11 protein-coding genes are annotated in these 15454 nt (G+C 68.6%); 8 read left to right on the forward strand and 3 right to left on the reverse strand.

Translation table 11 applies throughout. The features are described 5' to 3' along the window. Positions 1-23 precede the first annotated feature (23 nt). Both HHL15_RS14570 and apaG read right to left on the reverse strand, forming a co-directional pair. Entirely contained in the window at positions 24-2552 is a 2529-nt protein-coding gene (locus tag HHL15_RS14570; RefSeq protein WP_169146511.1) for a sensor domain-containing protein, read from the reverse strand. Between the two features lie 458 nt (positions 2553-3010). Beyond that, positions 3011-3397, reverse strand: coding sequence for a Co2+/Mg2+ efflux protein ApaG (apaG, locus tag HHL15_RS14575; protein ID WP_169146512.1), 387 nt, complete (start codon positions 3395-3397; stop codon positions 3011-3013). Between the two features lie 165 nt (positions 3398-3562). Here apaG and rpe point away from each other — a divergent pair, with 165 nt between their 5' ends. Then, entirely contained in the window at positions 3563-4255 is a 693-nt protein-coding gene (gene rpe / locus HHL15_RS14580) for a ribulose-phosphate 3-epimerase (protein ID WP_169146513.1), read from the forward strand. On the opposite strand, the gene HHL15_RS14585 is transcribed toward rpe, so the two are convergent. Further along, positions 4252-5193, reverse strand: a complete 942-nt coding sequence (locus tag HHL15_RS14585) for a GlxA family transcriptional regulator (protein WP_169146514.1) — start codon at positions 5191-5193, stop codon at positions 4252-4254. The two genes, rpe and HHL15_RS14585, sit on opposite strands and share 4 nt — an antisense overlap. A gap of 85 nt (positions 5194-5278) precedes the next feature. On the opposite strand from HHL15_RS14585, the gene HHL15_RS14590 reads away from it, so the two are divergent. The 7 genes from HHL15_RS14590 (at position 5279) to HHL15_RS14620 (ending at position 15446) form a co-directional block, all read left to right on the forward strand. Then, positions 5279-6454 carry an MFS transporter gene (locus HHL15_RS14590; protein ID WP_169146515.1) on the forward strand — a complete coding sequence of 392 codons (1176 nt, stop codon included), beginning with the start codon at positions 5279-5281 and terminating at the stop codon, positions 6452-6454. Between the two features lie 75 nt (positions 6455-6529). Next, positions 6530-7207: a phosphoglycolate phosphatase gene (locus tag HHL15_RS14595; protein ID WP_169146516.1), complete on the forward strand. Its 678-nt coding sequence runs from the start codon at positions 6530-6532 to the stop codon at positions 7205-7207. Positions 7208-7395: 188 nt separating this feature from the next. Further along, positions 7396-8868, forward strand: a complete 1473-nt coding sequence (gene trpE / locus HHL15_RS14600) for an anthranilate synthase component I (protein ID WP_169146517.1) — start codon at positions 7396-7398, stop codon at positions 8866-8868. Between the two features lie 113 nt (positions 8869-8981). Beyond that, positions 8982-9554, forward strand: coding sequence for an aminodeoxychorismate/anthranilate synthase component II (locus HHL15_RS14605; protein ID WP_169146518.1), 573 nt, complete (start codon positions 8982-8984; stop codon positions 9552-9554). A 13-nt stretch (positions 9555-9567) separates the two neighbouring features. Then, positions 9568-10596 carry an anthranilate phosphoribosyltransferase gene (gene trpD, locus HHL15_RS14610; protein ID WP_169146519.1) on the forward strand — a complete coding sequence of 343 codons (1029 nt, stop codon included), beginning with the start codon at positions 9568-9570 and terminating at the stop codon, positions 10594-10596. A gap of 17 nt (positions 10597-10613) precedes the next feature. Further along, positions 10614-11402 (forward strand): indole-3-glycerol phosphate synthase TrpC, encoded by a 789-nt coding sequence (gene trpC, locus HHL15_RS14615; protein WP_169146520.1) that lies wholly within the window; start codon positions 10614-10616, stop codon positions 11400-11402. Positions 11403-11405: 3 nt separating this feature from the next. Beyond that, on the forward strand, positions 11406-15446 hold the full coding sequence (locus HHL15_RS14620; RefSeq protein WP_169146521.1) for a translocation/assembly module TamB domain-containing protein: 4041 nt from the start codon (positions 11406-11408) through the stop codon (positions 15444-15446). Positions 15447-15454 lie beyond the last annotated feature (8 nt).

Raw genomic sequence — 15454 nt, forward strand, 5'->3', positions numbered from 1 at the left:
GGGGCTGCCTGCCCACGTCCGGTTCAGGCGGCCTGCCAGAGGATGACACTGCCGCCGGCTTCGATCGGCGGGTGGCGGCGGACCAGGCTTTCGATCTGCGCCGCCGGCACGGGCGGGCTGATCAGGTAGCCCTGGATCTTCTCGCAGCCGATGCTGCGCAGGAATTTCAGCTGGGCTTCGGTCTCCACCCCTTCGGCTACCACTTCCAGCCCCAGCCGGTGGGCCAGCAGCACGGTGACGTCGCAGATGTCAGCGTCGCTGGGGTCGGTCTCGATGTCCTTGACGAAGGAGCGGTCGATCTTCAGCGTGCGGATCGGGAAGAGCTTGAGGTAGGCCAGCGAGGAGTAGCCGGTGCCGAAGTCGTCGATCGACAGGGACAGGCCGCTGCCGGTGAGGGCCCGCATCACCTCGATGGTCTCGTTGGGGGAGGCCATCGACACCGATTCGGTGACTTCCAGGTCGAGCAGGCCGGCGTGCAGGCCATGGACCTCGAGCAGCTCGGCGATACGGGCTGGCAAGGTCTTGTCGAGGAATTGGCCGGTGCTCAGGTTGATCGACATCCGCAGCGGGTCGAGGCCAGCCTCGCGCCAGGCGCCGAGCTGGCGGCAGGCTTCCTGCAGCACCCAGTCGCCGATTGCGTCGATGATGCCGGCCTCTTCCGCCACCGGGATGAACTCGGCCGGCGGGATGAGGCCGCGGCTGGGGTGATTCCAGCGGATCAGGGCCTCGACCCCCACCAGCCGGCCGCTGCGCAGGTCGAGCTGGGGCTGGTAGTGGAGCACGAACTGCTCGCGCTCCAGGCCGCTGCGCAGTTCGGACTCGAGGGACAGGCGGCGGGTTGTCGCCGCGTTCATGCCTTCCGTGAAGAACTGGAAGTTGCCGCGACCCATGGCCTTGGCGTGGTACATGGCCACGTCGGCGTTCTTCAGGAGGTCGCCGATCTCGGTGGCGTCGTCCGGGTAGAGGCAGATGCCGATGCTGGGCGAGGTGCGCTGCTCCTGGCCGTTGATCAGGTAGGGCGCGGAAATGGCGCGGACGATCTTGTCGGCCACGTGGGCCGCATCGGTGGCGTCGGCCCCGTCCGGCAGGACCACCACGAACTCGTCGCCGCCCAGGCGCGCCACGATGTCGCTGGTTCGCACCGTGGCGCTCAGGCGCTTGGCCACCTGGATCAGCAACTCGTCGCCCACATGGTGGCCGAGGGTGTCGTTGATGGCCTTGAAGCGGTCGAGGTCGATCAGCATCAGGGCCAGGGACATGCCGGTGCGCTGGCACAGCCCCACCGCCTGCGCGAGCTTTTCGTTGAGGCTGAAGCGGTTGGGCAGGTTGGTCAGGGTGTCGTGGTGGGCCAGGTGGCGGATCTGCTCCTCGGAGGCCTTCATCTCCGATATGTCGATGAAGTTGCCGATGTAGTTCTGCACCTGGCCGGCGGAATCCCGCACCATCGAGATGGACAGCCACTTGGGATAGGCCTCGCCGTCCCGCCGGCGGTCCCACAGTTCGCCCTGCCAGGCGCCGTTCTGTTCCAGGTCGGCCCACATTTCCCGATAGACCTCGGGGGGCGTGATGCCGGCTGACAGGATGCGCGGGTTCTGGCCCAGGACCTCCTCCTGACGGTAGCCGGTGAGCTTGGTGAAGGCCTGGTTGGTGGCCACTATGCGGTTCTCCGCGTCGGTGACGATGATCGCCTCGTTGCTGTTGGAGAACACGGTGGCCAGCAGGCGCAGGTGCTCGTCGTTGCGTTTGCGTTCGGAGATGTCCTGCACCGTGCCTTCGTAGCAGATGAACTCGCCCTGGGGGCCGCGTACGGTGTGGGCGTTTTCCGAGATCCAGATGCATGAGCCGTCGCGGCGCCGCACCTCGGACTCGAAGTTGATCACCTCGCCGTGCATTGCCATCAGGTGGCGGAAGCGGCGGCGCCTTTCGGGATCCACGTAGAGCCGGCTCTCGATGTCCGACAGGTCAGCCATCAGCTCCTCCGGCGTGGTGTAGCCGTAGAGGCGCGCCAGGGCCGGGTTGGCAGCCAGGTAGCGGCCTTCGCGGGTGGTCTGGAAGATGCCCTCGGAGGCGTACTCGAAGATGTGGCGGTAGCGCAGCTCGGAATGGGCCAGGGCGTCCAGGGTGGCCTGGCGGGGCGTCACGTCTTCGATGAAGCCCTCGATGACCACCCGGCCTTCTTCGTCGGGTACCGTGATGCCGCGTTCGAGCACCCAGCGGGTCTCACCGTCGGCGGTCTGGATGCGGTATTGCACGGCGAAACGCTGGCCTTCCCGCGCGGCCCGGCGGATCTGCTCGCGGATCCGGGCCCGGTCTTCCGGGTGGGTGATGTTCTCCCAGCTGATGAAGGCGTTGTCTACGATCTCGGCCGGCGCATAGCCGCACAGCCCGGTGCTGCCCTGGCTGACGAAGACCATGGTCCAGTGCTCGTCATCCAGGCAGCGGTACACCATCCCCTCCAGGTTGTTGACCAGGGTGTCGAGAATGCGGGTCCGGTCCACGGCCCTGGCGGTGAGGAAACTGTTGCGGCGGAGACGTCCTGCTTGGGCTTGCACGATGGAGTTGCCTGTCGGCGGGCTTGTTGATTGATAGACTCAAAGCAAGCGTTGTGCCGACCCTCTGCGCAGCCCCGCTCTACGGAATGGTCTTGATGCTGCACTGCGGTAGTGCGCCTTTCCGGCGCCGGGCACCGCCATGGGGCGGGTTCTCCGCGGGTGGCTTGCGCGGTGATCTATATCACTAATTTTCCTGGCATTTATGCGCTTTGCGAGTGCCTGTCCGTGCAGTTTTTGCGCCAGCCTCCAGCGCGCATGGTGTCCGGCCTGCCCTGAGTCGGTGCGGTGGTGCCGGCGGCCTGGTCCGGAGGTCCCTCACCGGAGGGCCGGGTGGCCGCGTGGCACGAGGACTGCGTTGGGGGGCATGCGGTCAGTCCGGGCCTGCGGATCGATACCGGTTGCGCGGCCTGGTCAAGAACCGGCGCAGCGACGACAGGGGGCTGGCCGGCCGCGCCGGCTCAGTGCAGGGTGCGTGGCATGGCCAGGGTGAATTCGGGGATGTCGGCATCGAAGTGCCCGCCATCCTCTCCCACCATCTGGTAGCGGCCTTTCATGGTGCCCACCGGGGTGGCGATGGTGCAGCCGCTGGTGTATTCGAAGGCTTCGCCCGGCTTCAGCAGGGGTTGCTTGCCGATCACACCGCTGCCTTCCACCTCCTGCACCGCGCCGCCGGCATCGGTGATGATCCAGTGGCGTCCCAGCAACTGGGCGCTGGCCGAACCGATGTTGCGGATGGTGATGTGGTAGGCGAACACGTAGCGGTCCGCTTCTACGCTGGATTGTTCTTCGATGAAGTGGGCAACCGCCGTGACCTCGATGGCCTTGGGGTGAGAGCTGGTGGTCATTGTCTCTGCAGGGAGGGGGTTCGAAGAGCCGTCATTGAAACGGAATTGTCGCTCAGCCGCAACAGGCGAATCCCGCAGGGCAGGCCGCGCCTGTTGCGCGTTGGCGCTGGGTGGGCGGGCGGGTACACTGCGCAGCTTCCCGCTTCCACCCCGTCAGGCATTTCCATGACTTTCCGTATCGCTCCCAGCATCCTCTCCGCCAATTTCGCCAAGCTCGGCGAAGAGGTCGCCAACGTGATCGCCTCCGGCGCCGACTGGATCCACTTCGACGTGATGGATAACCATTACGTGCCCAACCTGACCATCGGTCCCCTGGTCTGCGAGGCCATCCGTCCGTGTACCACGGCGCCGATCGACGTGCACCTGATGGTCAAGCCGGTGGACCGCATCGTCCCAGACTTCGCCAAGGCCGGTGCCAACATCATCACCTTCCACCCTGAAGCCTCCGAGCACATCGACCGGACCCTTGGCCTGATCCGCGACAGCGGCTGCCAGGCCGGCCTGGTATTCAACCCGGCCACCCCGCTGAACTGGATGGACCACGTGATGGACAAGCTGGACATCGTCCTGGTGATGAGCGTCAACCCGGGCTTCGGCGGCCAGTCCTTCATTCCCGGCGCCCTCGACAAGCTGCGCGAGGCTCGGGCCAAGATCGACGCCTACACGGCCCGCACGGGGCGGCAGATCCTGCTGGAGATCGACGGTGGCGTGAAGGTGGACAACATCGCCGAGATCGCGCGGGCCGGCGCCGACACCTTCGTGGCCGGCTCGGCTGTGTTCGGTGCCGGGAAGGACAGCGACCCGCAGCGCTACAACTCGGTGCTCGCCAATCTGCGCAGCGCCCTGGCCGGCATCTAGGCGCCAGCGCGGCGCCGGACCGAAGGGGGTACTCCCAGCACCCTCAGAAAGGCCCGGCGCATCCTTTCCCCATCGCCGAAGCCACAACGGCGGGCCACCGCCTGGACGGCTTCCTGGCTGCTCTCCAGGGCTGCGACAGCGGCCTCGACCCTCAGGCGCTCCACCGCCCGGGCCGGCGTGACGCCCACCTCCTGCACGAAGCGGCGGGAGAAATTACGGGGGCTCATGCAGGCCAGGGCGGCCAGCTGATCCACGTCCAGTCGTTCGTCCAGGTGGCGTCGCACGTGGTCGAGCAGGTTTGCGAAGGGGCTGCCCGGGGGCTGCATGTCCGCCATTTCCGAGAACTGTGACTGCCCGCCGGGGCGCCGGTAATACACCACCAGCTGGCGTGCCACCTGGCGGGCCACGGCTTCGCCGAGATCGTCGGCGATCAGGGCCAGGGCAAGGTCGATGCCGGCCGTGATGCCTGCGGAGGTCCACAGCGGGCCGTCCCGCACGAAGATCTTGTCCGCATCCAGCTGCACCGCCGGAAAGCGGCGGCTGAAGCTGGGGCCGCGCCCCCAGTGCGTGGTGGCCTTCCTGCCGTCGAGCAGGCCGGCGCTGGCCAGCAGCCAGGCGCCGGAGCAGACGCTCGCGGTGCGGCGGGCGACCCGGGCCTGGCGGATCACCCAGGCAAGGGTCAGCGAGCACTCCGAGGCCGCATCGACACCGGTCCCCCCGGCAATCAGAAGCGTGTCCGGCGCCTCCGCCGCGCTCAGGGGAACGCTCAGCAGCCGGGCCCCGCCGGAGCTCGGCACAAGGCCGCCGTCGAGGGACAGGATGTCCAGCCGGTAACTGTTGGGGACACAGTCGTTGGCGGCTTCGAAGGCGCCCAGGGGGCCGGCCGCATCGAGGAGCTGGAAGCCGGGGAAGATCAGCAGGCCGAGGATGCGGGACATGGCATGAAAAGTGGGGTGTGTGTCATTTACGCCATCACTCTAGCCGGCGAGCATGGACGGGTCAAAGTCCTCCGGAGATCTCTCCATGAACCGCAACCTGATCCTGCTGACTCTCAGCCAGGCCTTGATGATGACGGTGGTCGGGCTCCTGCTGTCCGCATCCGCGCTGGTCGGGGCCCGGCTGGCCGATTCGGCCGCCCTCGCAACCCTGCCGCTTGCCCTGCAATACCTGGTGACCCTGATGGCCCTGCCGCTCGCCTCGCGCCTGATGGCGCAGCGGGGGCGGCGGCCGGTATTCGTGGCTGGCGCGTTGTGCGGCGGGGCGGGCCTGCTGTTGGCGGCGGCGGGCATCGCTCTCGGGCGCTTCTCCCTGTTCTGCCTCGGTGCCGCCTGCGTGGGCGTGTATGGGGCGGTGGGGCAGTTCTACCGCTTTGCGGCGCTCGAGGCCGTGCCGCCCGCAGCGCGGGGCCGGGCGGTGTCCCTGACTCTCAGCGGCGGTGTGCTGGCCGCGTTTGCAGGCCCGGCGATCGCGCGGGTGACCCGGGATCTGCTGGACGCGCCTTTCCTGGCCAGCTTCCTGGGGCTGGTGGCATGCACGCTCTTGTCTGCCTTGCTGGCCATGGCGCTGCGCCTGCCCCGGGCCTCTCCCGGTGAGGCGACCCTGCCGTGCCGGCCCCTGCGCAGCCTGCTGGGTGACGGTGGCCTGCGGCTGGCCCTGGCGGGTGGGATGGTGGGTTACGGCGTGATGAACCTGCTGATGACCGCCACACCTCTGGCCATGCTCTGTGCCCGGCTGGATTTCGGGGCAACGGCTGGAGTGATCCAGTGGCACCTCGTGGCCATGTTCGCGCCGTCCTTCCTCACGGGGGCGCTGATCGGACGCGTCGGCACGCGGGCCGTGATGGGGCTCGGCGGTGTGCTGACGCTGGGGGGCGTCGCCGTGGCCCTGTCGGGGACGGCGCTGGCGCATTTCCAGGTTGCTCTGGTGCTGCTGGGCGTGGGGTGGAACTTCCTCTATGTCGCTGCGACAAGCCTGCTGGCAGAGTCCTGGCGCGAGGAGGACAAGGCGCGGGTGCAGGCAATCAATGACAGCCTGGTCTTCGGGGTGGTCAGCCTGGCCACTTTTGGTGCCGGCCCGCTGGTTGACCGCTTTGGCTGGGAGGCGGTGAACCGGTTGGCGGCGCTTCCTGTCGTGGCGCTGTTGGTGTGGGTTTGTCTCCAGCGGCTGAGGCGAGGGGGGGCGCTGGCGTCCCGGGGCTGATCTCCGTATCCTCACTCCCTTTGCATTCCTGCCCGCGCCGAGGCCAGTCAGTCTCCGCGGCCATCGCGAGTATTCATGGCCATGCACCCCCCCGCCGCTGTGCGTGCCGTCCTCTTCGATCTGGACGGCACCCTGCTCGATTCCATCCCCGACCTGTCCGAAGCCTGCCACCGCATGATGCTGGAGCTGGGGCGGGCGCCCCATGACATCGAGGTGATCCGGAGCTTCGTCGGCAAGGGCATGCTCAACCTGGTGCGGCGCTGCCTCAGCGAGCACGGCACGGCCAGCGAGGCCGACATGGAGCGGGCCGTGGCGGCCTTCCAGCGCCACTACGCCGACGTCAATGGTGCGGCCACGCTGCTTTACGACGGGGTGGTGCCGGCCCTGCAGGCCTTGCGCGAGCGCGGCGTGGCGATGGCCTGCGTGACCAACAAGCCGACCGCCTTCACCGGGCCGCTGCTGGCGCGCATGGGGCTGGCCGATTACTTTGCCGTCACCGTAAGCGGTGACACCGTGGCCGAGAAGAAGCCCCATCCGGCGCCGCTGCGGCATGCCTGTGCGCTGCTCGGGGTGACGGCGGAGCAGGCCCTGATGATCGGCGATTCGGCCAACGACGCCGAGGCCGCCCGTGCGGCCGGCATGCCGGTGCTGCTGGTCACCTATGGCTACAGCGAAGGCATGCCGGTAGACAGCATCGAATGCGACGGTCTACTATCCAGCCTCGTCGAAGCGCTCCCGCGCATTCTCGGCTGAAAAAACGGAAACCATTCCAGTGACCCGCAAGCGCACGATCTTCGTAGAGGAGTTCCCTGCCGTTCGTATCCCCCGCTCTGGCGGATGCGGCGGCCGGTCATGGCTGTTCGCCTGAATTTGCCCTGAATGGTCGCGGGCCCGCCCCGTGATACCCTCGCGAAAAAGCATCATGCACTTCCGGAGTCTCCATGACCGAAGCCGAATTCCACGCCCTGGCCGCCCAGGGCTATAACCGCATCCCGGTTACGCTCGAAACCTTTGCGGATCTCGACACCCCCCTCTCCGTCTACCTGAAGCTGGCCAATGCGCCCAACACCTACCTGCTCGAATCCGTGCAGGGGGGAGAGCGCTTCGGACGCTATTCCATCATCGGCCTGGCTGCCTCCACCCGCATCGAGGTGCATGGCCGTTCGGTGTTGCTGCTGGCCAACGACCGCCTGATCGAACGCCGCGACTACGGCGATCCGCTCAACTACGTGGCCGAGTTCATGGACCGCATCAAGGTGCCGCCGCGCGACCACCTGCCGCGCTTTGCCGGCGGCCTGGTGGGCTGCTTCGGCTACGACACCGTGCGCTACATCGAGCCGCGCCTGGCCAGGACCGAGAAGAAGGACGCCTTGGGTACGCCCGACATCCTGCTGCTGCTGTCCGAAGAGATCGCCATCGTCGACAACCTGTCCGGCAAGCTGACCCTGGTGGTCTATGCCGAGCCGGAAGTGCCCAACGCCTATCCCCGCGCGGTGCGCCGCCTCAAGGAGCTGCTGGGCAAGCTGCGCGAGCCGGTCAAGGTGCCCGACGAGACCCGCGCCGCGTCCGCCGAAGCCGTCTCCAGCTTTGGCGAGGACGCCTTCAAGGCGGCCGTGCAGAAGGCCAAGGACTACATCGTCGAGGGCGACATCATGCAGGTGGTGCTGTCCCAGCGCATGAGCAAGCCCTTCGGCGCCAGCCCCCTGTCCCTGTACCGGGCGATCCGCAGCCTCAACCCCTCGCCCTACATGTTCTATTTCAACTTCGAGGACTTCCAGGTGGTCGGCGCGTCGCCCGAGATCCTGGTGCGTCTCGAGGATGATGAAGTCACCGTGCGTCCCATCGCCGGCACCCGCAAGCGCGGTGTCAATCACGAGGAGGACGTGGCCCTCGAGAAGGAACTGCTGGCCGACGAGAAGGAGCGCGCCGAGCACCTGCAACTCCTTGACCTGGGCCGCAACGACTGCGGTCGGGTGGCCCAGACCGGCAGCGTGCGGGTCACCGAGCAATTCACGGTGGAGCGCTACTCCCACGTGATGCACATCGTCTCCAACGTGGAAGGCAAGCTCAAGGACGGGCTCAACGCCCTGGCGGTGCTGCGCGCCACCTTCCCGGCGGGCACCGTGTCCGGCGCGCCCAAGCTGCGCGCCATGGAGATCATCGACGAGCTGGAGCCGACCAAGCGCGGCATCTATGCCGGGTCGGTGGGCTACCTCGGCTTCCACGGCGACATGGACCTGGCCATCGCCATCCGCACCGCGGTGGTCAAGGACGGCCAGATCCATGTGCAGGCCGGCGCCGGCATCGTCGCCGATTCCAATCCCGAATCCGAATGGCAGGAAACCCAGAACAAGGCCCGCGCCATGCTGCGCGCCGCCGAGATCGCCGAAGCCGGGCTCGACACCCGGCTGTGATCGGAACGGGAGCGGTGGCCGCGCGCCGGCCCCTCCCCGGGTTTGCCTCCCCTGCGCACCCGCCCGCTACGGCCGGTGCCGCGACTGAACAAGACCGGAAAGGATGACCAGCCATGTTGCTGATGATCGACAACTACGACAGCTTTACCTACAACCTCGTGCAGTACTTCGGCGAACTCGGTGCCGAGGTCAAGGTGTTCCGCAACGACGAAATCACCGTCGAGCAGATCGGCCTGATGAAGCCCGACCAGATCGTCGTCTCGCCGGGGCCTTGCTCGCCGGCTGAGGCCGGCATCTCGGTGGCCGCCATCAAGGAGTTTGCCGGCAGGATCCCGCTGCTCGGCGTGTGCCTGGGCCACCAGAGCATCGGTGCGGCCTTCGGCGGCCGCATCGTGCATGCCAAGAAGCTGATGCACGGCAAGGTGTCGCCGGTGCATCACCTGGACAAGGGCGTGTTCAAGGGCCTGCCCAATCCGCTGACCTGCACCCGCTACCATTCCCTGGCCATCGAGCGGGAAAGCCTGCCCGACTGCCTGGAGGTGACCGCCTGGACCGACGACGGCGAGATCATGGGCGTACGCCACAAGACCCTGGAGGTCGAGGGCGTGCAGTTCCACCCGGAGTCCATCCTCACCGAGCGCGGTCATGATCTGCTGCGCAACTTCCTCGAACAATCCCATGCCTGACCGGAGCGCCGCCATGACCATCACCGCCCAGGAAGCCCTGCAACGTACCATCGAACACCGGGAGATCTTCTTCGACGAGATGCTCTCCCTGATGCGCCAGATCATGGCCGGCGAGGTCTCGCCGGTCATGACCGCGGCCATCCTCACCGGACTGCGGGTCAAGAAGGAGACCATCGGCGAGATCAGTGCCGCCGCCACCGTGATGCGCGAGCTGTCCACCAAGGTGAACGTGCCCTACGACTCGAAGTTCCTCGACGTGGTGGGCACCGGGGGCGACGGCTCCCACACCTTCAACATCTCCACCGCCACCATCTTCGTGGCCGCCGCGGCCGGGGCCAAGGTGGCCAAGCACGGCGGGCGCAGCGTCTCCAGCAAGTCCGGCAGCGCCGACGTGCTGGAGTCGCTGGGTGTCAATCTCAACCTCAAGCCCGAGCAGGTGGCCGAGTGCATCGAAGAGACCGGCATCGGTTTCATGTTCGCGCCCAACCACCACAGCGCCATGAAGAACGTGGCGCCGGTGCGGCGGGAGATGGGCGTGCGCACGCTCTTCAACATCCTCGGCCCGCTGACCAACCCGGCCAGTGCGCCGAACACCCTGCTCGGCGTGTTTCACCCCGACCTGGTGGGCATCTGCGTGCGCGTGATGGAGCGCCTCGGCGCCGAGCATGTGCTGGTGGTCTACGGCCGCGACAGCATGGATGAAGTGTCCCTCGGCGCCGCCACCCTGGTGGGCGAGTTGAAGGACGGCAAGGTGAGCGAGTACGAGATCCATCCGGAGGACTTCGGCATGACCATGATGTCCAGCCGCAACCTCAAGGTGGCCGATGCGGACGAGTCCAAGGCGGTCCTGTTGGGGGTGCTCGACAACAAGCCGGGCGCGGCCCGCGAGATCGTCGCCTTGAATGCCGGCACGGCGCTTTACACCGCCAACGTGGCCGGCTCCATCCGCGAGGGCATCGTCCTGGCGCGGGAGGTGATCGCCTCGGGGGCCGCCCGCGCCAAGCTGGAGGCCTTCGTGGCCGCCACCCGGAAGTTTGCCTGAGCAAAGCGAGAGTCCCCATGTCCGACATCCTCAACAAGATCCTCGCCGTGAAGCGCGAGGAGGTGACCGTAGCCCGGCTCGCCGTTTCCGACACAGCCGTGCGCGAGCAGGCTGCCGCCCAGCCGCCGGCCCGCGATTTCGTCGGCGCGATCCGCGCGAAGCTTGCCGCCGGGCGTGCCGCGGTGATCTCCGAGATCAAGAAGGCCAGCCCCTCCAAGGGCGTGATCCGCGCCGATTTCCGGCCCGCCGAGATCGCCGTCGCCTACGAGAAGGCCGGTGCCGCCTGCCTGTCGGTGCTGACCGACCGGCAGTTCTTTCAGGGGGCGCCGGAATTCCTGCAGGCGGCCCGCGCGGCCTGCGCGCTGCCGGTCCTGCGCAAGGACTTCCTGGTGGATACCTACCAGGTGTACGAAGCCCGGGCGATGGGCGCCGACGCCATCCTGCTGATCGCCGCGGCCCTGAGCCTGGCCGAGATGCAGGAGATGGAGGCGCTGGCCGAATCCCTGGGCCTGGCCGTGCTGGTGGAGGTGCATAACGGCGAGGAGCTGGATCTGGCCCTGCAGCTGCGCACCCCGCTCGTCGGCATCAACAACCGCAACCTGCGCACCTTCGAGGTGTCCCTGCAGACCACCCTCGACCTGCTGCCGCGGATCCCGGCCGATCGCATCGTGGTCACCGAGTCCGGCATCCTCACCCCGGAAGACGTGGCCCTGATGCGCGCCAGCAAGGTCAATGCCTTCCTGGTCGGCGAGGCCTTCATGCGTGTGGACGACCCGGGCGCGGGCCTGGCGGCCCTGTTCGGCTGATCCATGGGCGAGGTGCCGGGCGCGGATGAGCGCGCCGCGCCGCCATCCGACCCGGCCCCCGGGCCCGGCCGACGGCGGGGCTGGCCCGCCCGTGGCCTGAGGGCGCTGCTGGCGGCGCTCGTCGGCCTGGTCACGACGGCCATCCTGGTGCTGGGCTGGGTGGGCGGCACGGCCTCCGGCCTGCGCTTCGCCGCGGGCCTGGCGGAGCATTTCAGCGGCGGCCTGCTGGCCGTCGAAGGGGCCGACGGCTATCTGCTTGGCGGCCTGCGCATCAAGGGGCTCAAAATCCGCACGGCGGATCTACAGCTCGAGCTGCGCAATCTCGAGCTGGACTGGCGCCCGGGCGCGCTGAGCAGCGGGCTGCTGGAGGTGGACCGGCTCGCCGCCTCGGAGCTGGCCGTGGCCACGCGATCCAGCACCGAGCCCGCCACGCTCCCGGTCAATCTCGAAATTCCCTTGGCCGTCCGTCTGGGCCAGCTGCGCCTTGATCGCCTGACGCTGGCCGCCCTGGAGGGCGAGCGCGCCGCTGCGCCGCACCTGGAGCTGACCGGCCTGGCAGGGCAGCTCGACTCCGATGGACGCGTACATCGTTTTTCCGGCATCACCGCGGGGACGCCGGTCGGCCACGTCACGGCCGATGGGCAGCTCGACGGGCGGGCGCCTTTCCCGCTGAGCCTGCAGGCCGCCCTGGCCACAACCCAGGGCGGCGAAGCTTATGCGGTCAAGCTGCAGGCCGGTGGGCGCCTGGAGGCGCTGGACGTGGCGGCAACGGCCGACGGGGCCGGCATGAGCGGCAAAGCCGACCTGCTGGCGACACCTTTCGCCCTGCTGCCCCTGCGTTCCGTGCAGCTGCAGGTGACCGACCTGGACCCGCAACGCTTTCACGCCGGCGCCCCGAGCGCACGCCTGGACATCGAGGCCAGGCTGGAGCCGTCGGCCCGCAGCACTCCCGCCGCCGGGCAAAGCCTGGCGGTCGGGGATTGGGTGGTGTCGGGGCCGGTGCGCGTGCTCAACCGCAAACCGGGGCGGAATGACGCGGGCGAGCTGCCACTGGTGTCGCTGGCCAGCCGGCTGCGCTGGGCGGGTGGCGAGCTCGCGCTGTCCGATCTGGATCTGCGCCTGCCCGGCGACGGCCGCGTCTCCGGCGAGGCGAGCTGGCAGGCACCGGCCGCCGGCGAGACCGGCATGGGCCGCGTCCGCAGCGAACTGCGGGTGAGCGGGCTGGATGCGCGCCGCCTGGACCGTCGCGCGGTGGCTACGCAGATCACCGGTACGCTGGCCCTGCGGGGCGACGGCGAGGCCCAGGTGCTCCAGGCCGATCTGCGCGACAAGAAGCTCGCACTGCGTCTGAAGGCCCGCCACGGTGGCGCCCTGTTGCGTGTGGACGAGGCCGTGGTGATGGCGGGGGCGGCCCGTCTGGAGCTGTCCGGGCAGATGGCCCTGGATGGGGTGGGGGCCTTCGAGGCCCGGGGGCGGCTCAGCCGTTTCGATCCCCGCGCCTTCGTCGCGGCGGCGCCACCGGCCGATCTCAATGCGGATTTCTCCGTGCGTGGGCTGCGCAGCCCGATGCTGTCCGGCAAGCTGGATTTCGAGCTGGCGCCGAGCCGCCTCGAAGGCAAGGCCTTGTCCGGCAAGGGAGCCCTGGCGCTGGAGGGGCGCCGCCTGGCTGCGGCCGACGTGGCGGTGGACCTGGCCGGCAACCGCCTGGGTGCCAAGGGCGCCTATGGGCGTGCCGGTGACGCGCTGGAGATCCACGTGGACGCGCCCGTGCTGGCGGCCCTGGGGCATGGCCTGGGGGGCCGTCTGCGCGCCGACGGGGTGCTGCGCGGCACACCGGCCCAGCCGGCCGGCGAATTCGACGTGCAGGGCGAGCGCCTGGCGGCGGGCGGTGTGTTCATCGACAGCGTGGCCGGCCGTGGCCGGGTGTCCGAGGGCAAGGCCGGCACCCTGGCCTTGAACCTCATCGTGGGCGGAGTGCACCGCGGCGACCGGGACGAGATGCTGCTGCAGAAGGCCAATCTGGCGTTCGACGGGACGCGCGCCCGCAACACGCTGCGGCTGGATCTGGACGGCCTGCACAACCACGCCCTGACGACGACCCTGAGTGGCAACCTGGCCGACGGGCCGAGCTGGGAGGGGCGCCTGGAGAGCCTGGACGTCAGGGGGGCGTTTCCGGTGAAGCTGCTGGCGCCGGCCTCATTGCTGCTGTCGGCCGATCAGATCCGCCTGGGGCGTGCGGAATTCCGTGGTGGGGCGGGCGGGCGCTACCTGTTCGAGGACACGCGCTGGGAGACCCGTCACTTGGTGGCCAGAGGCAAGGTGACAGGCGTTCAGGTCGGCTTGATCCTCGATCCGGCCACCCGCAACGTGCAGTCGAAGGGTGACTCCCTGAGCGTCGGGGGAGAGTGGGATGTGGATATCGGCGAGCAGGCCAACGGTTTTGTCCGCTTCTTCCGCGAAAAGGGCGATCTGGTGCTGCAGGGCGACGCTCTCGTGCAGCTCGGGCTGGATGAGCTGCAGCTTACCGTGTCGGCAGCGGCCAGCCGGCTGGCCTTCGGCTTCAGTGCCCATGGCTCGCGGCTGGGCAAGCTGGCGGGGGCGGGTTCGGCCCTGCTGGAGCGGACGGCGGATGGCAGCATCCGGCTTGTCCCGGGCGCGCCGCTGCTGGGCTCGGCGAGCCTGGACATGCCTTCCATCGCCTGGGCCGGCCCGCTGGCCGACCAGAACCTGAAGACCGACGGCAGCCTGAAGGGGGAATTCACCCTGGCCGGCACGCCGGCCCGGCCGGAGGCCGCCGGGCGGATCCGTGGCGAGAAACTCGACTTCCTGATGGCCGACCAGGGGCTGCATCTGTCCGGCGGCACCCTGGTGGCCGAATTCAACCGGGAAGTGCTGCGCCTCGACGAGTTCAGCTTCGTCTCGCCCAACCGGGTGAAGCCCCGCGAAAGCCGGATCGACGTGGCGCGCCTGACGCGCCTGCCGGGCACCCTCAATGCCGCGGGGGCCATGCAACTGGCCAGTGGCGAAGGCCGTTTCACCTTCAAGGCCGAGCGCCTGCCCCTGCTGCAGCGGGCAGATCAGTGGCTGGTCCTGAGTGGTGAGGGCGAGGTGCTGACCGGCTGGCAGTCGGCCCACATCAAGGGTCGCCTGGCGGCAGACGCGGGCTTCGTGGAGTTGTCGCGCACGCCGGCCCCCAGCCTCGGGGACGACGTGGAGGTGCTCGATCCGCGGCGCAATGCGCGGGCGCCGGCCAACCCCTTCCAGACCGGGGTGGATCTGGCCATCAGCCTTGGAAATTCGCTGTACGTGAAGGCCCTCGGCCTGGATACCCGGCTGGGGGGGGAATTGCGCCTGCGCTCGGGCGAAGGCAAGCCCCTCAGTGCGTCCGGGACCATCAACACCGTGGGGGGCGTCTTCGAGGGTTATGGGCAGAAGCTGTCCATCGAGCGGGGTATCGTCACCTTCAACGGGCCGCTGGCCAACCCGGGGCTCAATGTGGTGGCTCTGCGCAAGGGGCTGGCCGTGGAGGCCGGGGTAGGGATCACCGGCACGGCCCGCCGCCCCCTGGTCAGGCTGGTCTCCGAACCCAATGTGCCGGATCCGGAAAAGCTCGGCTGGATCGTCCTGGGGCGGCCGCCCGACCAGGGCTCCGGCGGCGAAATGGCCTTGCTGCTGCCTGCGGCGCAGGCCCTGCTCGGGGGCGGTGGCGGCAACATGTCGGCCGGGCTGGCCAACGCGTTGGGGATCGACGAGCTGTCCTTCGGCTCCAGCATCGATTCCCGCAGCCGGGTGCAGACCAGCAGCGTGGCCAGCGGCAGCGTGACCGGGGCTTCTTCGAGCTACAGCGGCGAGACCGTGCCGGGGCAGGTGATCACCATCGGCAAGCGTCTGTCGGCCCAGGCCATGCTGTCCTTCGAGCAGAGCGTGACCGGCACCTCCAGCGTGGTCAAGCTGACCTACCAGCTGACCCGCCGGCTCTCGGTGATCGGCCGGGCCGGCAGCGAGAATGCGCTCGACGGCGTGTTCTCGATTTCCTTCCGCTGAGCTGCCGT

The sequence above is a fragment of the Zoogloea dura genome, from assembly GCF_012927165.1.
Classification (GTDB): Bacteria; Pseudomonadota; Gammaproteobacteria; order Burkholderiales; family Rhodocyclaceae; genus Zoogloea; species Zoogloea dura.

Excerpts from the sequence above, each read along its gene's own strand:
- apaG (WP_169146512.1), bottom strand. The coding sequence starts at position 3,397 with ATGACCACCAGCTCTCACCCCAAGGCCATCGAGGTCACGGCGGTTGCC.
- rpe (WP_169146513.1), top strand. The coding sequence starts at position 3,563 with ATGACTTTCCGTATCGCTCCCAGCATCCTCTCCGCCAATTTCGCCAAG.
- HHL15_RS14585 (WP_169146514.1), bottom strand. The coding sequence starts at position 5,193 with ATGTCCCGCATCCTCGGCCTGCTGATCTTCCCCGGCTTCCAGCTCCTC.
- HHL15_RS14590 (WP_169146515.1), top strand. The coding sequence starts at position 5,279 with ATGAACCGCAACCTGATCCTGCTGACTCTCAGCCAGGCCTTGATGATG.
- HHL15_RS14595 (WP_169146516.1), top strand. The coding sequence starts at position 6,530 with ATGGCCATGCACCCCCCCGCCGCTGTGCGTGCCGTCCTCTTCGATCTG.
- trpE (WP_169146517.1), top strand. The coding sequence starts at position 7,396 with ATGACCGAAGCCGAATTCCACGCCCTGGCCGCCCAGGGCTATAACCGC.
- HHL15_RS14605 (WP_169146518.1), top strand. The coding sequence starts at position 8,982 with ATGTTGCTGATGATCGACAACTACGACAGCTTTACCTACAACCTCGTG.
- trpD (WP_169146519.1), top strand. The coding sequence starts at position 9,568 with ATGACCATCACCGCCCAGGAAGCCCTGCAACGTACCATCGAACACCGG.
- trpC (WP_169146520.1), top strand. The coding sequence starts at position 10,614 with ATGTCCGACATCCTCAACAAGATCCTCGCCGTGAAGCGCGAGGAGGTG.
- HHL15_RS14620 (WP_169146521.1), top strand. The coding sequence starts at position 11,406 with ATGGGCGAGGTGCCGGGCGCGGATGAGCGCGCCGCGCCGCCATCCGAC.